Annotated in this window: 12 protein-coding genes; 4 read left to right on the top strand and 8 right to left on the bottom strand. The window is 70.2% G+C overall.

The genetic code is table 11. From position 1 onward, the window contains the following. Positions 1-72: 72 nt before the first annotated feature. The 4 genes from ABZT02_RS11100 to ABZT02_RS11085 are packed head-to-tail and all read left to right on the top strand — an operon-like array spanning position 73 to position 4,795. Complete coding sequence (locus ABZT02_RS11100) at positions 73-1,311, top strand: ABC transporter substrate-binding protein (RefSeq protein WP_356016447.1); 1,239 nt, start codon at positions 73-75, stop codon at positions 1,309-1,311. 16 nt (positions 1,312-1,327) lie between these two features. After that, positions 1,328-2,038, top strand: a complete 711-nt coding sequence (locus tag ABZT02_RS11095; protein ID WP_356016445.1) for an ABC transporter ATP-binding protein — start codon at positions 1,328-1,330, stop codon at positions 2,036-2,038. A 10-nt stretch (positions 2,039-2,048) separates the two neighbouring features. Beyond that, positions 2,049-3,398, top strand: a complete 1,350-nt coding sequence (locus ABZT02_RS11090; protein ID WP_356016444.1) for a hypothetical protein — start codon at positions 2,049-2,051, stop codon at positions 3,396-3,398. Continuing rightward, positions 3,395-4,795 (top strand): acyl-CoA reductase, encoded by a 1,401-nt coding sequence (locus ABZT02_RS11085; RefSeq protein WP_356016442.1) that lies wholly within the window; start codon positions 3,395-3,397, stop codon positions 4,793-4,795. The genes ABZT02_RS11090 and ABZT02_RS11085 overlap by 4 nt, the downstream gene beginning before the upstream one ends. 68 nt (positions 4,796-4,863) lie before the next feature. Here the strand turns inward: ABZT02_RS11085 and ABZT02_RS11080 are convergent, their stop codons facing one another. The 8 genes from ABZT02_RS11080 to ABZT02_RS11045 all read right to left on the bottom strand — a co-directional run bounded on the left by ABZT02_RS11080 (position 4,864) and on the right by ABZT02_RS11045 (position 20,300). Beyond that, the gene (locus ABZT02_RS11080; protein WP_356016440.1) at positions 4,864-7,998 is read right to left on the bottom strand and encodes an alpha-N-acetylglucosaminidase TIM-barrel domain-containing protein; all 3,135 of its coding nucleotides are present in this window, start codon (positions 7,996-7,998) and stop codon (positions 4,864-4,866) included. Between the two features lie 67 nt (positions 7,999-8,065). After that, positions 8,066-8,965, bottom strand: coding sequence for a beta-glucosidase (locus ABZT02_RS11075; protein WP_356016438.1), 900 nt, complete (start codon positions 8,963-8,965; stop codon positions 8,066-8,068). Beyond that, complete coding sequence (locus ABZT02_RS11070; protein WP_356017104.1) at positions 8,962-9,909, bottom strand: hypothetical protein; 948 nt, start codon at positions 9,907-9,909, stop codon at positions 8,962-8,964. Before ABZT02_RS11070 ends, ABZT02_RS11075 begins: the two co-directional genes overlap by 4 nt. 5 nt (positions 9,910-9,914) lie before the next feature. Continuing rightward, a complete protein-coding gene (locus ABZT02_RS11065; RefSeq protein WP_356016436.1) occupies positions 9,915-11,360 on the bottom strand; it encodes an alpha-L-fucosidase in 1,446 nt (481 codons plus the stop codon). Between the two features lie 11 nt (positions 11,361-11,371). Beyond that, entirely contained in the window at positions 11,372-13,480 is a 2,109-nt protein-coding gene (locus ABZT02_RS11060; protein ID WP_356016434.1) for a GDSL-type esterase/lipase family protein, read from the bottom strand. Positions 13,481-13,540: 60 nt separating this feature from the next. Further along, positions 13,541-14,773, bottom strand: a complete 1,233-nt coding sequence (locus tag ABZT02_RS11055) for an SGNH/GDSL hydrolase family protein (RefSeq protein ID WP_356016432.1) — start codon at positions 14,771-14,773, stop codon at positions 13,541-13,543. A gap of 11 nt (positions 14,774-14,784) precedes the next feature. Next, positions 14,785-18,447, bottom strand: coding sequence for a beta-galactosidase (locus tag ABZT02_RS11050; protein WP_356016430.1), 3,663 nt, complete (start codon positions 18,445-18,447; stop codon positions 14,785-14,787). Further along, entirely contained in the window at positions 18,444-20,300 is a 1,857-nt protein-coding gene (locus tag ABZT02_RS11045; protein ID WP_356016429.1) for a glycoside hydrolase domain-containing protein, read from the bottom strand. Before ABZT02_RS11045 ends, ABZT02_RS11050 begins: the two co-directional genes overlap by 4 nt. Positions 20,301-20,366 lie beyond the last annotated feature (66 nt).

Genomic DNA, 20,366 nt, shown 5'->3' with positions numbered 1-20,366 from the left:
AGAGTACTTCACTAACCAGAAAACGCACCCCATGCTGTTCGCCATCTCGATGACGAGCCCCGCGGAGGGACCATGAACGACTCACGCCGACGCAGAACCGCAGCAGCGACCTGTCTCGCGGTGACCGGAGCACTGCTCGCCGCCGGCTGCGGGGGAGAGGCGTCCGGCAGTTCGGCCGAGACCTCCTCCCTGAAGGGCACCCCGGTCAAGGTGATGGTCTGGAACCCGGAGGACACCCAGGGCAGCGCCCAGCCCGGGGTCCGGCTCACCGCCCAGGCCTACGAGAAGTGGATCAACGCCAACGGCGGGATCAAGGGCGGCCCGCTGAAGGTGCTGACCTGCAACGAGAAGAACGACCCCGACGAGGCCGAGAAGTGTGCCCAGCAGGCCGTGGCCGAGAAGGTGGTCGCGGTGGTGGGGTCGTACAGCCTCGCGGGCGACCGCTACATGCCCATCCTGCAGAAGGCCGGCATCCCCTACATCGGCGGCACCGGGGTCTCCGCGGCCGAGTTCTCCAACCCGCTGTCGTTCCCGGTCAACGGCGGCACCCCGGTGGTGTTCGCGGCCCACGGCCGGCAGCTGGTGCAGGACGGCTGCAAGAAGATCTCCGGCGTCCGGTACGACCTGGCGGCCGCCGCCATCGTCTCGCAGTTCCTCACCCTCGGCGCGGTCTCGGCGGGCGGGGCCCCGCCCAAGGACCTCAAGGTGCCGCTCACCGCCACCGACCTCGCCCCGCAGGTCGCCGCCACCAAGGGCAGTGACTGCGTGAGCGTCATCCTGGGCACCGCCTCGGGCCTGTTCGTGAAGTCGTACATCCAGTCCGGTGCGAAGACGAAGCTCGGCAGCGTCGTCGGCAACCTCACCCCGCAGCTGGCCGCGAGCACCGGCGGAAGCGGCAGCCCGCTGGAAGGCGCCGCGATCACAGGGTACTTCCCGCCGACCTCCGACCCGGCCTGGAAGGACTTCCTCGCGGCCACCAAGGGCGACAAGGACATCGACGTCACCAACGGCGCCAACGAGACGACCTGGGTGGCCTTCAAGGTCCTCACCGAGGCAGCCGGCAAGCTGCCCTCGATCTCGGCGAAGACCCTCGTCCAGGAGCTGAACACCACCTCGGGCATCGACACCGGCGGCCTGACCCCCGCACTGAACTGGAAGGCCTCGACCGCCCTGCCGATCAAGGGGCTGAATCGCATCCACAACACCACCGCCACCGAACTGACCATCCGCGACGGCAAGATCGAGTGGGCGAAGGCGGGGTCGACCTTCGTCGACGTCCGCAAGGTCCTCACGGCCATCCCGGCCGGCTGACCGAAGGGGAACGTCCGTGCACGACACCGAGCCCCTCATCGAAGCCCGCGCCCTGTCCGCCGGATACGGCAACCAACCCGTCCTGCGCGACCTCGACATCGAGGTCCGCCCCGGCGAGGTCGTCGCCCTCCTCGGACCGAACGGCGCGGGCAAGACCACCACACTGCGGGTGCTGTCGGGCGAGATGGCCCCGATGGGCGGCGAGGTGCGCTGGCTGGGCGACTCCGCCCGCACTCCGCTGCACCGCCGTGCCCGCCAGGGCCTGGCGTACGTCGGCGAGCGGGCGGTCCTCACCCGCCTCGACACCGCGGACAACCTACGGGTCGGCCGGGTGACGACCGAGCAGGCCCTGGAACTCTTCCCCGAACTGGAAAAACGCCTGAGGACCGGCGCGGGCATGCTCTCGGGCGGCGAACAGCAGATGCTGTCGCTGGCGCGCGCCCTGTGCCGGGCCCCCAGACTGCTTCTCGCCGACGAACTGTCCCTGGGCCTTGCCCCGTTGGTGGTCGACCGCCTGCTGCGCGCCGTGCGCGAGGCGGCCGACCGCGGCCTGGGCGCCTTGCTGGTCGAACAGCATGTGCGCAAGGTTCTGGACATCGCGGACCGCGTCTACGTCCTGCACCGCGGCCGCGTCACCATGACCGGCACCCCGGAGGAACTGCGCGGAAACCTGGCCGCGATCGAGTCGTCGTACCTCGCCGAGAAGACCACGTACGCAACTGATTGAGGTAGATGCTGTGGCAAGCGCACGCGAGCAGATCCGATCCCTGGCCCTGTCCGGCGACACCTTCGAGCAACCCGCCGCCACCATGAGGGAGTTGCAGCTCGAAGCGGCACGGGAGGCCTTCGCCGCCCACCGCGAGCGCATCCCCCTGCTGCGGACCCGGGCCGAGGAGACCGACGTACGCGAGGTCACGGCCCTGGCCGACCTCGTACCCCTCCTCTTCTCCCACACCAGCTACAAGTCGTACCCCGTCTCCCTCATCACCGCCGGCCGCTGGGACCGGCTGCTGCGCTGGTACACCACCGTCTCGGCGCTCGAACCGGCGGACGTCGACGTCGACGTCGACGGCGTACGCGACATCGACGAGTGGACCGAACGCATCACGGCAGCCGGCCACCGCCCGTACATCACCAGCGGCACCTCCGGAAAGGTCTCCTTCCTCAACTGCTCCCAGAGCGACCTGAGTTTCCTGCACGACATCCTGGAGAACCTCACCTGCTGGCCCGACCCGCTCCCGCCCAAACCCACCCGCCACGGCTACCTCCTCGCACCGGCCAGCGGCCCGATGCGCTCCATCGACGGCTTCCGCTGGCACGCGGAGGTCTTCGCGCTCCCCGGCGAGACCCGTCTGCTGACCGAGGACCCGCTGCGGGTCTCCGAGCTGATGAGCAGCGCCCTGCTGCGCCGGCGGATGGCGGAGGGCACCGCGACCCCTCAGGAGATCAGCTCCTTCGAGAGCGTCTCGGCCGCCCGGGAGCAGGAACTCGACGCGGCCGTGACCCGCATCGTCGACGACATCTGGGAGCACCGCCACGAGCCGCTGCTGATCGCCGGGATGAACAACCAGCAGTTCACCCTGATCCAAGCCCTGCGGGCCCGCGGTGTCCCGGACGGCAGCCTCCACCCCGAGACCCTGGTGCTCAGCGGCGGCGGCAACAAGGGCCGCGCCCTGCCGGACGACTACCAACAGCAGCTCGCCGCCTTCTACGACGGTGTCCGGCGGGTCCGCAGCTACGGCATGACGGAGCTCCAGGGCTCCTGCCTCGCCTGCGAGAAGGGCAACTACCACGTGCCGCCGTGGGTGATCCCGCTGGTCCTCGACCAGGAGGGCGAAACCCTGCTCAATCCCGAACACGGCGTCGTCCAGGGCCGGTTCGCCTTCCTGGACGTCTCCCTCGAAGGCCGCTGGGGCGGACTGATCAGCGGCGACCGGGTCTTCGTCGACTTCTCCGCGTGCGGCTGCGGCCGACCGGGACCGGCCGTCCTGCCGGACATCCAGCGCTACGGCGACCTCGGCGGCGACGACAAGATCACCTGCGCGGCGACCCTCGACTCCTATGTGCGGGGGATGATCCACGGATGAGCACGACGACCCACGACAGCAACGTGGCAGAGCGGGTGGCGGTCGTCCACGTCCTGCGCGGTGAGGTCGACGACGGCCCCCGTGCCGAACACGGCCGCCCGGGAGCCGCCTTCACCGCACCGGCACTCGACCTGGACCGCCTGGTGTGGCCCCGCACCGAACCCGGACCGGCCTTCCACGTACCCACCGCCGAGATCGTGGACCTGCTGGTGGAGACGGGCGAGGCCCTGAAGGCGGACCGGAACGGCCTCCTCGCCGAAGCCCTGGACCGCATGGTCCGCGTCAGCACGCTCCCCGCCGAGGTGCTCCGGCGCGCCTACGCCGTGCTGTGGCGCAGCTTCCAACGCCCCCATCTGTACGCCCAGATCGACCACGAGCTCGGCGGGGCGGACGTGCTCGACGGCTGGCGCGAGGTACGGCTGCCCGAGAACCGGATCGCGGCCACACGAGCCTTCCCGCCACGCCTCGTGCACATCATCGCCGGCAACGCCCCCGGCGTCGCGGCGATGTCCGTCGTACGCGGCGCCCTCACCAAGGGCGTCAACCTCCTCAAACTGCCCTCCAACGACCTGTTCACGGCGACCGCCATCCTGCGCACCATGGCCGCCGTGGCACCCGGCCACCCCGTGGTGCGCTCGTTCTCCGCGGTGTACTGGCGCGGCGGCGATCAGGCGGTGGAGAGCGTGCTCTTCCGGCCGCAGTTCTTCGACAAGCTCGTCGCCTGGGGCGGGGAAGCCACCATCCGCGGCGCGTTGAAGTACGTCGGCCCGGGATTCGAGCTCGTCTCCTTCGACCCCAAGACGTCCATCTCACTGATCGGCCGGGAGGCCTTCGCGTCGGACGAGGCCCTGGCGCACGCCGCCGACGTGGGCGCCGCGGACGCGACGTTCTTCAACCAGCAGGCCTGCGTGGCCAGTCGCTTCCAGTTCGTCGAGGGCTCGCCGGAGGACGCCGACCGCTACGCCGCCCTGCTGTGCGAACGCCTGGGAATAGCAAGGGAGTTCAGCTCGGCCGACGGCCCGCGGGTCAGCGGTGAACTCCGCGAGGAGATCGACGTACTGCGTTCCCTCGCGCCCGACTACCGGGTGTGGGGCGGATACGACGGCAGCGGCCTGGTCATCCGCTCACCCGAACCGGTGGACTTCCACCCCGACGGAAAGATAGTCAACGTCGTCCCGGTCGCCACGCTGTCCGACGCCGTCGCGCACGCCGGTGTCGCCACCCAGACGGTCGGCGTGTACCCCGACGCCCGCAAGGCTGACCTGCGCGACGCCCTCGCCTGCGCCGGGGTCCAACGCGTGGTCTCCCTCGGCCGGGCGGGCGGTATGCCACCAGGGCTCTCCCACGACGGCTTCTACCCGCTGCAACGGCTCATGCGGTGGGTGAACGACGAATGACCCTCGACGAGCCCCCGACGACCGTCGTCGCGACGACGGACATCGGGGGGACGGGATCAGGCCCGCCGTCATGAGACCGTGAAGTCCTGGAACTCCGCGATTCCACGGGCGCTGGTCCAGCCGTTCGCGGCCGTCATGAAGACCCCCACGTCCTGGGTGCCGGCGGCGCCGCCCGGCGTGGCCGTGCCGATAGTGGTCCACGTCGTGCCGTCGGTGCTGGCCTCGCCCGTGTAGGCGGAGCCGGCGCGGGTCAGGCGCAGGAACACGGGTGCGGTGAAAGAGCCGGCCATTTTGATCGAGTCGAATGCCCCGTCCTGGCCGGAGTCCCACGACAGCACGCAACCATTGGACGGCGTCACGGCCAGGTTGACGTACCCGGGCGAGCCGTCGGCCGACAGGTCGTTACGCACGATCAGTCCGGCGCGGGCCCAGCCGCCGGTGCTGTCCTGCGAGACGACCTTCACCGTGGCGGTGGAGGCGGCCCCGAACGCGCCCGCGCGGTGGATGGCACCGAACTGGTTGGTGCCCGCCCACAGGTCGGCGCCCGCGCCCTCGATGGCCAGCGCCGTGCCCAACTGGCCGAAGACGGCGTCGTTGAAGCTCACGGTCCGGTACGGGTCCCGCACTCCTGTCGCCGCCATGAGCCGCACAGACGCCGCGGCCGTCCCCCTGGGCGAGCCCGCCGAAGCGCCGCTGCGGTAGGTGGCGGTGGCCGGGACACGGGTCACCAGGTCGGTGACCGTACCCGTGAGCGTCAGCTCGAAGTCCGCCGAGAACGTCCGGCCCGGTGCGACCGAGGCCGCGGTCACCGCGCCGACCGGCTTGGCGGTCATCCCCTTGGGCGCCTGGACGGACAGTGTCACCGTGGTGGCCGGCGCGAACCCGTTGCGGTTGGTGAAGGCCACCGTGACGGTGACGGCGCCGCCCTCCGTCACCGCGCCCTTGGGGGAGGAAGCGGTGAGGGTGGCCTGGTGCGGGTCGGCGGCCAGGGTGTCGTGGACCCGCCGCGCCAGCTTGTGGACGTCACCGGTGGTCTTCGTCGGGTAAGTGTCGTGCCGGTGCGCCCAGTTGTCCTCCAACACGAACCAGTCGATCGCCTTCGGCGCGCGATTCTCCTTCAAAGCCCGGGACAGTTCCTGGAAGTACGTCTTCCAGCGGGTCAGATAGAGGCCGCCGACCAGCCCGGACCACTCCCGGTTGGCGTAGTCGTGCAGTCCTTCCTCGCTGCTGGCCCGGCCGCCCCAAGTGGTGATGATCGACCGTGCGTCGTACTCCAGTTGGTCCTTCTCGGCCCTCGTGCCGCCCCAGGAGCGGGCGTCGGCCAGCCACCGGCCGAGCAGGTGCTGCCCGCTGGTGGCCAGCACCTTGTCCATGAGCTTCATCCAGTCCAGCCAGATGCCGGTGAGCTCGTCGAAGCGGGCGCGGTCGGCCGTGTCGTAGGCGGCCTTGATCTGCGGCAGCAGCATCCGGCTGCGGTTGGACAGCACCTGCCGGGCCACGTCGGCCAGGTCGTACCGGTAGGCCGAGCTTTCGCGCAACGCGGGTGCCACGTGCAGGAGTTCGGTCAGTGCTCGGTCGAAGACGGTGGTGTCGTAGCGGTCCGCCTCCGGTCCCCATGCCGCGGCCTTGTTCGCGCCCAGGCTAGGGCGAGCCCCGAACAGGCCGTCGGGTGCCTCGCTCCAGGCGTCGGCGCGGGTCATGCCGTACGCCGTGTCGCGGAGGGTCTGCCAGGCGGCGAGGGCGTGCGGGTCCTCGGCGCCGTACCGGGACACGGCGTACGAGGCGAACCAGTCGTCGAGGTCGATCGTGCCGGGTGTCCAGGCCAGGTCGGTGAGCAGAGCCAGCGCGGCGTGATTGTTGTCGGCGCCCTCCGGCATGGCGGCGATACCGGCCAGGGCGCTGTCAGCCTTGTCCCGCCACTTCGGGTACTGCTCCACCCAGTCGGGGGCGTTGGCGCCCATCGGGGTGTGGCCGCCGAAGTTCCAGATGCTGCCGAACGCGTAGGGGGTGCCGCCCCAGTCGCTCTCCCGGTCGGTGACCGTGGTGTAGCGGTCGGAGAGGCCGTCGACGACGAACATCCCGGACTTGTCGACGGCGTCGAGGATGTCCTTGCTGGGGTTGTTCTGCCAGCCGAGGATGGCCCAGACGGCGCCGGGGTGGGCCGTGCGCAGCGCCGCCTCCACGGCCTTCGCGGCCTCTCCCACGGGTACGTCGCCGGGGTTTCCGCCTTCGTGCAGCAGGTCCATCTTGTACATCGAGCTGTCGCCGAAGCGATCCGACTGGGCACGGTAGAAGGCGGCGGCGACCTCCGCGAACGCCGTCGTGCGCGGATCGAGCCAGTCGGGTCGCTTGAAGGCGCCCCAGTCGCCCTGGGGCACGACCCGCGCGTCTCCGCCGTTCCTCGCCACGAACCCGTCGGGCACGGTCCCGAAGTAGCCGGGCAGCACCGGGGTCATGCCCAGGTCCCGCAGCCGGTCGGTGATCTTCGCGGCGAGGTCGGCGCGCTTCTCGATGAGCCGCCGGGACACCGGGCCGCCGAACCCCGACATGTTCTGCAGCAGCCACCACGGCTGATGAGCCGGGGCCGGTATCCACGCCCGCAACTCCGCGTCGGAGTAGCCGAATTGGCGGAAGGTGTCGTAGTAGACGGCGTCGGCGCCGGTGTAGACGAGGACCTCGTTGACGCCGTGCAGGGCGAGGACGTCCAGTTCCCGTTCCCAGGCGTCCCAGTCGCGGTAGGGGCCGGTGTAGCCGTCGTTGGTGTCGTTGAGGGCGAACCGGTGCGGCACGTTGGCCGTCGCGGCGATCTCCCCGTCGGGGGCGGGCAGCAGCCGGGGCAGGTCCAGCTGTTCACCGTTCCAGGAGATGTCGGCCTTCGCCGCCCGCGCGAGATAGGTGTTCAGTCCGGTGAGAAGCACCGCCGGGCTGGTGCCCTGAACGGTGATCGCACCGGCCCGGCCGGTTACGCGGAACCGGTCGGCGCCGCCGGGGGCCAGCGCGCGGAGCGTGACCTGCCGGTGGTGACCGGGCAGCAGCCGGCGCAGCGCCACCGATGCCGGGGTCGTGTCGAACGGCTTCGCGGCCTGGCCGACCGGCCCCGGAGCCGCGTGCGCGCCCTGCGGCGGGGACAGCAGCACCACACCGCCGAACGCGGCCGCTCCCGTCAACAGACCTCTGCGGCTGAGGGGTTGATTGCCTGTCATGGACGTTCCTCTCAGGACTTTCCGGATCTTTCGAGCTCAGGTCGGCTCGGCCGCACCGCGGCTCGGATCAGGCGACGGTCATCGCGAAGATGTGCAGGGCGGGACCACCGCCGCTGCCCACGCCCTCGCCGACCTTCGGCAGCACGACGGAGTGCAGTGCCTTTGTCTGTAGGTCGACACCGAACGTGAACAGGCTGACCGGGTTGTCGTCGCGGCCCGACGGAAGATTGCGGTACGGCAGCACGACCGCCGCGGAGGCGTACGCCCCGTACCAGTCGGGGACGTCCACGGAGAAGTCCTGCTCGGTGCCGTCCGTGTACAGGACCTTCCCGGTGCCCTGGCCCGCGCCCCAGGTGCTGGTGCCGAGAAAGGCCAGCCGCCTGCCCGTGTCGGACAGCCGTACGCTCTGGCCGAGCGACACCACGTTGTCCTTGCTGCCCGGCTCGGTGTCCGGCCAGGTGAAGGCGGTTCCGTCGTAGGTGACCGTGGCGCCGGGGGTGAGGCCGACCGACGCGAGCGCCTCGGCGGACAGGCTGGAGCGCGAGCCGTCGATGTCGGCGGTGGAGGTGGCGTCGTCGGAGGAGATCCCGGCGTTGTCGAACGCGCCGGCCAGTGACCTGTAGGGGAGTTGGAGCAGCGAGGTCGCGCGGGCGCAGTCGGATCCGTGCTCGTGCACGTCGAAGACCGCGTGGGCGATGAGCGGGACCGTGCCCTCGGCGTCGTCGGACAGCCGGGTCTTCCAGGTCCGGGTCACCGACCGGCCGGGCGTCACCGTGCCGAGGGGGATCGTCCGGCCGGTGCCGCCGTCGGCGGAGAAGCACAGCACTGTGCCGTGCAGCGCGATCCGTGCGGTGTTGGTGAGTTCGGCCGTCAGGGTCACCGCCTCACCGGGACCGGGGGCGGCCGGCTGGAAGGTGAGCGAGACGGGCGGCGTGAGGAAGTCCTCCTCGGGGCGGTAGCGGCTCATGCTTCCTCCACGGACACGGTGAAACGGTCGAAGACCGCGCGGACGGTCGTGCCGGGATAGTTGGTGTTGACCGCGCTGGCGACCACGCCCGCGTCCATGGCCCCACTCGCCGAGGGCACCGTGACGCTCGCGACCTCGGTCCAGGACAGCAGGTTGGTGGTGCTGTACACCGTGTACGTGGTGCCGGAGCGGACCAGCCGCAGCCAGGACGGGTGCGCCGAACCGCCGCCGCCTGCCCAGGTGTCGAGCCGCCCGTCGCCGTCGCTGTCGGTCATGAACTCGAGGCCGTACCGCAGCGACATCGTCAGGACGGCGTAGCCGCCCTTCTCGGGCGCGGTCAGGTCGTTGGCGACGGCGATGCCGTACTTCGCGGTGGGGTTGTCGGTTCCGGTGAGGCCGACCGCCTCGACCTGCACGACACTCGACTCGGTGACGGAGCCGGGGAGGTGGATGACGCCCTTCTCGTCGGTGCCGCCGGACAGGTCGCGGCCGCCCGCCCAGATCACCAACTGGCTGCTGTACTGGGCGAATTCGGCGCCTTCGGCGGTGGTGAACGTGCGGAATGGATCCCGCACCTCGTTGGGTACGTAGGGCAGCGTGAACGTCTTCGCGGACCGTACGGAGTCGGTGCTGCGTCCGTCGATGTCGAAGACGAGGTGCGCGGTGAACGCCACGTCTCCGGCCACGTCGGCCGGCATGGTCGTGTCCCAGCGGCGGGTGGTCCGCGTGCCGCGCCGCAGATCGCCGAGCGGTACGGTCTTCGCCGCGGTGACGGCGCCGGGGCCGATCAGATGGAGCACGGCGTTACGGAGCGGGAAGGGACAGTCGTTGGTGAGGACCGCCGTGGCGGTCACCGTGTCGCCACCGGCGGGCTCGGCCGGCTCGGTGGTGACGGTGAGCGTGGGCCCCAGGGTGTCGAACTCGGTTGCGTTGCGGACTCCCATGCGGCTCACCGGTTCCAGTCGACGGTGAAGACGTTGGCGATGCGGCTGGGCAGGGAGGACGGGATGGTGATGTGGATCTTTCCGTCGCGGCGGGTCCACCTCAGGTTGCCGCTCGTGCCGAGGAGTTTGATCCGCGAGGTGGCGCTGATCGGGATGTCGCCGGGTAGGGAGAGGGTGCCGTTGGGCGCCCCCAGGACGATGATGTTGAACTTGCCGGGGGAGACGGTGTAGCGGATGCCGAGCGGGCCGCCTTGCTCCTCTGCCCGCACCCAGGGCGCGGATCCGTAGATCGCGGGGCCGTTGACCTTCAGCCAGGCGCCGATGTCCCGCAGGCGTTCCTGCATGATGCCGGGGATGGTGCCGTCGGCCTTGGGGCCGATGTTGAGCAGCAGATTGCCGTTCTTGCTGACCACGTCGGCGAGCAACTGGATCAGGAACTCGGAGGTCTTGTAGTCCTCGTCCGGCTCGTGCTTGTTGTAGCCCCAGGAGTAGCCGATGGTCATGCAGCACTCCCACTTCTGCGGGTCCATCGTGGGGTTGGTGCGCTGCTCGTACGTCGCGAAGTCGAAGTGGGTGTCGAACCGGTCGTTGATCACGACACCCTTGGGCTGCTTACGGTTCTTGGCCCGGTTGTAGTAGTGGGCCATGGCTTCTTCGCTGCGCCAGGGCGGGTTGCCGGTGGGTCGGAACCACTGTCCGTCCGCCCACAGCAGTTCCGGGTCGTAGCGGTCGATGATCTCGTGCAGCTGCTTGAGCTCGTAGTCGCCGACGTAGTCCGTCACCGGCTTGTAGCCGGTCAGCGGGATCTCCTTGTCGGTGTAGAAGTTGCGCATGGGCCGGCCGATCGACGGGTTGAAGAACTCGCCGAGCGAGTAGTACAGGCCCGGCCGTACGGTGCCGCGCTTGCGGGCCGCCGTCATCAGCTCGCCGACGAGGTCGCGCTTGGGGCCGTACGCCACGGAGTGACGGTTCGTCACCTTGCTGGGGTAGAGGGCGAATCCGTCGTGGTGCTTGCTGGTCAGCGCGAAGTACTCGGCGCCCGCCTGCTCGAACAGCCTGACCCACGCGTCCGGGTCGTAGTTCTGCGCGGTGAACTGCGGGATGAGGTCGTCGTAGGTGACGTTCTCGCCGTAGGTGTCGCGGTGGTACTTCCACTCGGCGGTGTCCTTGGTGCTCTGGTACCACAGGTACCACTCGGAGGCGCTTCTCGGTGTCGCGCCCGCGATGGCCGAGTAGATGCCCCAGTGCACGAAGATGCCGAACTTGGCGTCCTTGTACCAGCGCGGCACCGGGTGGGTGTCGAGCGACGCCTTGGTCGGCTGGTAGTCGGCGATGCCGTTGCCGGTCAGGCCTGTGCCGGTGAGGGCCTGGGCGGTGCCGGGCGGGGCGAGGAGCACGGCGCCGCCTACGGCGGCAGCCGTGGTCATGAAGTGCCTGCGATTGACTGCCATTTCGGTGCCTCTCACTTAGTCGTGGAGAAGGAGTCGAAGACCGCGGTGGTGGTCTGGCCGGGGTAGTTGAGGTTGACGGCGCTCGCGACCAGGCCCGCGTCGCCTTCGCCGCTCGCGGACGGCACGGTGGCGGCGGCGACCTGCTGCCAGGCGGTTCCGTCGGCACTGGCGTAGGCCGTGTACGCGGTGCCGTCACGCACGAGCTTCAGCCAGGCGGGGTGGTAGGAGGAGCCGCCGCCCGCCCAGGTGTCGAGCTTTCCGTCGCCGTCGCTGTCGGTCAGGAACTCCAGGCCGAACTGCGCGGACATGGTCAGCACGGCGTAGCCGCCCTTCTCGGGCGCGGTCAGGTCGTTGGCGACGGCGATCCCGGCCTTGGCGGAGGGCCCGCTGCCGGTCTGCCCGACGACGCGGGCCGTCACCGAGCCGACGGCGGGTGCCGCGCCGGGCAGGTAGACCGCGGCTTTCTCGTCCTTCCAGCCGGACAGGTCCTGACCGCCCGCCCAGATCGCGAACTGGTCGCCGTTCTGCGCGAATTGGGCGTCTTCGGCGGTGGCGGTCGTCCGGTACGGCGCCTGCACACCGGACGGGACCGGGGTGACCGTGGCGTCGACCTCGTCGGTGTCGAACCGTTGGCGGCCGGCTTGGCGGTAGGAGCTGCGGACCTCCAACGGGTGGATGCCCCAAGCGGTTTCGGAGCCGGGGGTGGCGGTCCAGGTGACGGTGGTGCTCTTGCCGGGGCCGAGGGTGCGCAGACGTGCGCCGCCCGCCGGTTCGGCGGACCAGCCGGCCGGGAGCTCCAGCCGGGTGCGGAGTCCGGTGGCGGCCGTGCGGCCGTCGTTGGTCAGCGTGGCCGTGATCTTCGTGCCCTGGTCGCCGGTCTGCAGACTCGGCCGGTACGGGGTGAGGCGGACGCGGGTCGAGGGGCAGTCGCGCGCCACGCGCAGGCCGGGGAGGTCGATGGCGTCGGCGAAGGCCTTCATCCCGGTGTCGTTGGGGTGCAGATGGTCACCGGAGTCGAACGCGGCGGCATAGCGGGTGGGGTCGTCAGGGTCGCGTACCGCCCGGTCGAAGTCGGCGTACCCGTCGAGGATCCCGCCGGAGCCCCGGACGAACGCGTTGACCTTCTGCCGGTCGGCCTCCTTGGCCTCGGTCCACCAGTCGCCCCAGCCCCGGTACGGGACGACGGTCGCGCCGATCAGCCGCAGGCCGCGGGCGTGCACGCGCCGGGCGATCTCCTTCATGCCGTCGATCACCTGGTCGCCGGTGGCGCCGCCCCAGCTGAGGTCGTTGACACCCTCGAAGAGGACCACTGTGCGGGCGTTCGGCTGGGTCAGGACATCCCGCTCCAGCCGTTCGAGCGCCGAGGGGTTGCCGTTGGTTCCGGCGGTGATCCGGTTGCCGCTGATGCCCTCGTTCAGCACTCCGGCGGTAGTCGTGCAGGTGGACAGCCGGGTGGCCAGGTGGTCGGGCCAGCGCCGGTTGGCGTTCGACGTGGAGGACGCCCCGTCGGTGATGGAGTCGCCGAGCGCCACGACCGAGCCGGCCGCGTTGCCGCCCCGCACATCGACGCCGGTCAGGAACGGGAAGGTCGAGTCGGTCCTCGTGAAGGCGCCTCCCGCGGCGTCCCCGGCGTGGTCGCCGCCGCCGTCGGACGTCCAGTAGACGGTCTGCAGGCCCATCCAGTGCTGGCTGATGTGGGTGAGCCGGCCCGGGAAATACAGGCTGACCACCAGGTCGCTCAGGGCGGGCACGGTGAGCCGCACCTGGTCGCTGGCCGCCTGCCCGCCCGCCGGGATCGTCACCTCGCTCTTCCCGCCGAAGCTCAGCTCGCGCGGCTTGGTGACGGCGCTGCCGCCGTCACGCAGTCCGACCGTCGCGTGCCCGATCGTCACCGGCGCGGTGGTGAAGTCGTTGGTGAGCCGGATGCGCACGCTGGACCCGCCCGCGCTCACCCGCACCGGGATGCGCACGGTCACCTCGGAGGTGCCCGGGTCGTACGCGGCGTGCTGGGCGGTCGCCCAGGTCCCCGTCCAGCGGTGCGTCCCCCCTCCCGCCTCCGTCTGGTGTGCCGGTGCCGCCCGCGCCACGGGGACCGCCGGGAGCAGCAGCCCTGCCAGCACAGCAAAGATGGCAGCCAGTCCTCTTCGGTGTCCGACAACTCCGAGCACTACGGGTCCTCCTCAGGAACAGCCGCGGCCGAGGCCGAGCGAGGTCAGGTCGATCGAGTCGGCGAACGCCTTCATGCCGGCGTCGTTGGGATGCAGATGGTCGCCGGAGTCGTACGCCTCGCCGAGCCGCTGCGGGTCCGCCGGATCGCGAACCGCCCGGTCGAAGTCGGCGTAGTCGTCGAAGACGTGGCCGGAGTGCCGTACGAACGCGTTGACCTGCAGACGCCGGGCCTCCGTCTCCTCGGTCCAGCCGCCCCAGGTGAAGCCCTTGTACGGGGTGATCGTGGCGCCGACGACCCGCATCCCGCGCTGGTGGGCCCGGCTCGCGATGGTCTTCATCCCGGCGATGATCTGCTCGGCGCTCGCCCCGCCGAGGTCGTTGATCCCCTCGAAGAGGATCAGGGTCCTGGCCCCCGGCTGGGACAGCACATCCCGTTCGAGGCGGTCCAGCGCGGAGGGGTTGGTCTCGGTCCCGGCGGTGATCCGGTTGCTGGTGATGCCCGCGTTGAGCACCCCGGCGCCGGGCCGGCAGGCGTTCAGCCGCGCGGACAGCAGGTCGGGCCAGCGCCGGTTGGTGTCGGCCGTCGAGTAGGACCCGTCGGTGATCGAGTCGCCGAGCGCCACCACCGCCCCCGCCCCGGGCGCGCTCACATCGACGCCGGAGAGGAACGGCCAGCTCGTGGTGGTCCAGGTGAAGGCGTCACCGCCGGGGTCGGCGGCATGGTCACCGGCCTGGTAGTCCGTCCAGTACACGGTCTGCTGCGCCCACCAGTGGTCGGTGATGTGCGAGACCTGACCGGACAGATAGAGGCTGACCACCAGGTCGGCACCTGCGGGCAGCGGGAACCGGACCGGGTCGCTGACCGCTGTGCCGCCCGCCGGGATCGTCACCTGCCGCTTCCCGCCGAACCGCACCTCGTACGGCCGCTTGACCGAGGAGCCGCTGTCGCGCAGCCCCACGGTCGCGTGACCGATCGTCACCGGCTCGGTGGCGTAGGCGTTGGACAGCCGGACGCGTACCCGGGAGCCGCCGACGCTGGTGCGCACCGGCATCCGCACCGTGACCTCGGACATGCCCGAGACCTCGTAATGCTCGCTCGGGGCCGTGGCCCACGTGCCGGTCCAGCCGTGCCCGTGGCGGTGGCCGTCGGTCTGCTGTCCGGCCCCGGCGGGCGCCACCGGCCCCGCCAGGACGGCGATGAGCGCCAGTAGCAGGGCGATGGGCCCGCCACGTATCGCATGCATCCGGACGGCCATCAGGAACCGCCCGTACAGGTCAGCCTGGCGTTCGCCCAGTCTGCGTGGTCGCTGGAGACATCGCCGCCCCCGTCAACCAGCAGGTCCAGCCAGCGGGCGCCGGACACGTCCACGTCGACGGCGGTGCCTCCTTCGGAGCCGGACACGACCGGGGTGGTGGCGAGGGTGCGGCCGTCGGCGACCACCTGGAAGGAGACGCTGCCGCCGTCACCGACCTCGTCGTCCACCCCGGCGACGGCGGTGAACCGGGTGCAGCCGCCCCCGAGATAGACCCGGACCTGGCTGTTCGCGTGGACGCCGAGACCCTTGCCGTAGTCGGCACCGGCGATGGTGAGCGTACGTCCGTCACCGGCGGCGGCCTCGCCGTTGGACTGGTCCTTCTCGACGGGACCCCAGCCGTTGACCGCCTTGACGAGGGTCAGATCGCTGACGTACGCGTCCTTGGCGAGTCCTGGCGGCGGCACCTGCACGGCCCGCTCGCCGGTCACCGTGGATGGATGGCCCTTCTGCTGCAGCGCAGCAGTCGCGGACAGCACGGCGTAGTGAACCGGGTCGGCGGGCGGCGTCACGGTGTACACGGCGGTCACCGACGCGCCGGGCCTGACCCGGGCAAAGCCGGTGGCCCCGTCCGCGGTCGCGGTCCAGCCCTCCGGGACGGTCAGCGACAGCTTGACGTCGCGAGCGGTGGGGGCGTCCTTCGGCACGGTCAGCGTGACGGGGACCTTGGTGGCCACGCCGGTGCTCAGGAAGGGCTCGGCGTCCACGGAGACCCGGGCCCCGGCGTCCGGCATTGCGTACGTCTTCGCGTCGTACGAGGGTGCGGCCACGGTGTTCACCTTGATCCCGCCGGCCGTCGCGCCGAGGTCGACGAGTTTCGCCGAACCGGGGCCCGCCGCCTTGCCGTTTGACCACACCGCCAGGGCGATGCTGTTGTCGCCCTGCTCGCGCAGGATGCCCTTGGGGATGACGAAACGGGTCTGGGGTCCGATGGCGGGCAGATAGCGTCCGATCAGCCAGCCGTTGACGAAGATCTGCGCCCGGTAGGCCGTGCTGCCGCCCTCGGGCTCCGCCAGGTCCAGCGCGATCGCGTTGTCCTGGCCCTTCGGCAGGTCGAGATTCGCGCTGGTGCGGTACCACCGCACGCCGGGTTCCGTCGCCGCTGACCCGGCGGCGAGTGTGGTGCGCTTCCAGCCGCCGTCCGGGTAGCCGGGCAGCGACCAGCCGGCCCGCTCTCCATACAGTCCGCCGTTGTTGTACGGGCCGCGTGCGGGGTCGACCGGGTTCTCGGCGCCGCGGCTGCCCTGGATCTTCCAGGTGAGGGTGGAGGCACCGCCGATCACCTCGGCGCCTAGCAGACCGCGTGGCTCCTTGGAGTAGTCGTGGCCCCACTCCTCGTTGTGGCCCGCGTTCTCGACCAGGATGGCGAGCACGTTGTCCCCGCCGGCCTTGAGGGTGCCCGACGGGATGTCGAAGGTGTGCGCGCCGTCGCCGGAGGTGCCGAGGTAGCGGCCGTTGATCCAGACCGCGTACTGGCCGGTCGGGCCGGTGTCGGCATTCAGGGCGAGCGCGGTCGCGGCACCGGTGGTCCGGAACCGGCCCCGGTACCAGACGTCGCCGTGGTGGTAGCCGTACTCGTCCATCGCGAGCACCGGCAGCGAACCGTTCAATGCGGCGTTGTTGGCGGTGAGATGGGCTGCCGTGGTCCAGGAGGAGTCGTCGAAGCCCGGGGCGGATTCCGGGGCTTCCTCCTTGTACTTCCATGTCGACAGCGTGGGCAGCCGGACCGGGCTCGGCGCTTCGGTGACCGCGGTCCTGCGGCCGTTCCAGGTGACCTTCTTCGCGTCTGCGATGACCTCGATCTTCGCGGCCTTGGCCGAATCGCCGGTCAACTTCAGCGTGTCGCCCGCGACTTCGGCCGTACGGACCAAGGACGGGCCACGTACCAGAACCGGCCCGGCGGAGGTGTCCTGCCGCCACCAGTGGGCGGTCTCGGCCACGTCGGCGATCAGCAGTTCCAGGCCGTTCACCCGCACCCGGATCAAGCCCTTGTGGGTGTAGTTCAGGCGCAGGTCACCGCGTTCGGCGTCCCACGTGGTGGTGACATCGCCGTCGAGCACCTTCACCTGGGGCCGCTTCGCGTACCGCAGCACGGTCTCGCCGGCCTCGCCCGCCCGCCCGTACAGCAGGGCCACCTCGCGGTCGCCGATGGCGGCGTGCGTCATGATCTCCGAGGTGGAGTAGACGAGCCGCTGGTCGCCCAGGTCATAACCGGCGACGAGGAGTTTGGCGTCCCGGCCGTCGACGGTGATCGCGCCCTGCTGCGGGACGCGCGGATAGTCGCCGTCCTTGCCCGACAGGGACAGCGTCGTCTCGTCCTTGTCCTTCACCCGGGTGTCGGCGTGCCGGACGCTGAAGAACTGGGTGCCGTCGTCGGGGTTGACGCGCCGGTCGATGCGCAGCGCCTCGTCGGACGGGACGGGCGCGGTGGCCTTGTCGGTGCGTGCCAGTGATCCCACCGAGTTCACGAAGTACCCGAGGTGCTTGAACTCCTGGTATTTGTCGGTGAGTTGGCGGGACTCGTTGATCGCGGCCCCGTAGTCGTACGACGTGTACACGGCGTTCGGATCGGCGAGCCAGCCCCAGTTGGTGCCGCCGTACGTCATGTAGAAGGACTGGCCGGAGACCCCGGCGGCGATGTTCATCTTGCCGAAGACCCGGGTGAAGTCGGTGCCGGTGAGTTTCGCGCAGTCCTGGTAGCCGGTGCCGCCCCACGGGTCGAAGGCGCCGCCCTGCGCCTCCGGGATGATCAGCGGTGACTCGGGCTTCCACTCGTTGACGTAGGAATAGTCCGGCAGGTTCTTCCAGGTGTCGGGGTCCTTGCAGTCGAAGCCCTGCGGGTAGGCGTCGAAGCCGTAGATGTCCGGGGCGCCCTTGCCGCTCACCCAGTTCTGGTTGGCGCCACCGTCGTTGACGAAGGTCGGCACGTCGATGCCGTCCTGCTTCGCCCAGTCGATGAGCGTCTGCATGTAGTCGGCGTCGTGGCGGCCGCCCTGGTACTCGTTCTCGACCTGATACAAAATCACCGAGCCGGTACCGCGCGTGAGTTGGTGCCGCGCGATGATCGGGTTGATCCGGCTCATCCACTCCCGCGCCGCCTTCAGGTACTCCGGCTCGGAGGTGCGGTTCACGCCCGCCTGTGCCGAGCGCCAGGCGGGCATGCCGCCGCCGGACACCTCGGCGTTGATGTAGGGGCCGGGGCGGGCGATCACGTACAGGCCGGCTCGCTCGGCCTCGTCGAGCAGCCGTTCCACGTCACGGATGCCGGTGAAGTCGTACGCGCCCGGCTTGGCGGAGTGGTAGCCCCAGTCGAAGTACAGGGAGACCGCGTTGAAGCCGCCCGCCTTGATCTTCTGGAGCACGTCACGCCAGGCGTCCGGGCTGGGCAGCCGGAAGTAGTGCAGCTCGGCGCCCCAGATGTAGAGGGGCCTGCCGTCGACCCGCACGGAGTACTGGTCGTAGGTGACCGTGTGCTTCTGCCCCGCCGCGGGCACCACTTGGGCCTCCGCCTTGGCCGGTGGCATCGCGGCCGTCGCGGTGGGGACAGTCAGGGACAGTGCGGTCAGCACGGACGTGAGCAGCAGGGATCTCCCGCGCCTTCTCATGACGTCAGGCCCTTCACGACGGCCGCCCGCGCGGTCTCGATGTCGGTCACGTTCTTCGTACGGCCGTCCAGATCCCGGGTGGCCGTGGTGAGGGCCTCGGTGAGGGCGGCGCTGTCACCGCCGTCCCTCGCGCGCAGTTGCGCGATGAGCTCGAAGTCCTCGATACCTTCCTTGAGTTGCTCCCAGCGGATGCTGGACATCGGCCCGTTCTTCCCCGGGTAGACCAGGTACTCGTCGCCCTGGGTGAAGATGTGCACGGGCTGCTTGAAGGGGTCGCTGGTCCAGCTGTTGTACGACCAGCGCAGGAACCCGTCGAGACCGCGCTGGGCGGAGATCCACGGCAGCATCCGTGCCTCGACGGCGGGGGAGTACGACAGGGTGTTGGGGTGGGCCGGAGCTCCGTACACGTAGAACGTGGTGATCTTGCCGGCCGCGCGCCGCTGTGCCGCCTTCTCCTTCGTCATCGCGTCGATGTCGCCCCAGTCGACCGACAGGTTCGACGCGACGCCCTCCGTGCTGATCGATCCGGCCACGGAGATGCGGTCGTCGAAGACCGGCGCCACCTCGTGGACGAAGTCCTTGACCACCGTCATGGTGCTGATCGGCCGCTCGTCGAAGGACAGCCAGGTGTCCTTCAGCCAGCCCTTCTTCTTCAAGTGGGCCTCGAAGGCGGGCAGATAGGCGCCCCAGGCCTCCCGCCAGCGGGTTCCGCCCAGATCGACGTTCTCGTAGACGGTCTTGCGGGTCCGCGTGTCGGTGTAGGTGAGGTGCTCCTGGTCCTGGAACGCCAGCATCGAGAAGGCGCCGGTGTCGGGGCCGAGCCCAGCCTTCCTGGCGGTCTCGACGTACTTGTCCCAGCGGGCGAAGTCGAAGGCGAACTTCGTTCCGTTCCACGTCCAGCCGACCATGCTGGTGTACGGCGTCGCGGTCTGCGACTCCCGGGTGCCGAGGGACCACTGGTGGTGCCAGGGGTTGTCGACGATCGTGGTGTTGATGACCTTCTGCCCGCGCGAGGCCAGATCGCGGTCGTACGCCTCGATGAGCTTCCAGTGCTCCTTCGACCACAGCTTGACCTTGTGGGCCTGTGCGATGGTCTCCGGCTGCGCCCAGACGTCGAGGAAGAACTTGTAGTCGGCCGGGGCCGGCACGGTGGTGTCGGCGACGTTGACGGTGAGCGGGTACGTGGCCTGCGTGTGGTCGCCGACGTCGACGCGGACCGTGCCCTTGTACGTGCCGGGCCTGGCGTTCTTCGGGATGTGGAACGTGAACCAGAGCGGCTGGGCGGCGTACGCGGGGACGTCGACGGAGGCGCGTTCCTCCAGGGGGTCACCCACGACGTCCGGGTTACGGTCGCCGGAGACCTCCTTGGCGGAGCTGACCTGGTCGATGGTGGCCGACCAGTCGACCTCGCTCTTGGAGCGCTGCACGGGCACGTACTTCACGAACCGCACCTGGGTGCTGTCGCCGTCGAGCTTGGCGCCGCCCGGCCCGGTCAGGTCGCCGACCTTCGCGTGCACGTCGTTGAGGCTGGTGCCGGAGGCGATGGCGAGCTGACCGGAGACCTGCTCGCCGCGTACGGCGTCCAGGGCCAGGTCCTTGGTGTCCTTGCCCTCGATGGCGGTCATCGGATAGCGCGGGACCCGGACCTCCGCGGAGCTCGCGAAGGAGCCGGTGGGGACCCAGGTGACGGTGTCCCTGGTGCCCATGGCGTCGGCGACCTTCACGGTCAGCCACGTGGTGGTGGGTTTGTGCTGGTCATCATCGGTGGCCGCGATCACGGTGGTGGTCGTCGCGACGAGTGCGCCGGCGAGAAAAGACGCGATGAGGGCAGGTGTACGGGCGAGCCGTGGCATGGGTGAACCCCTGTCGGAAAAGGGCCGTCGGGTACTGCCGAAGTGTCGGGTGACGCCGAGCTGTCG

Origin of the sequence: Streptomyces sp. NPDC005402 (assembly GCF_040606575.1) — a bacterium.
Taxonomy (GTDB): Bacteria; Actinomycetota; Actinomycetes; order Streptomycetales; family Streptomycetaceae; genus Streptomyces.
Note: the sequence above shows the minus strand (reverse complement) of the source record. Positions and strands in the feature narration are given on the sequence as shown.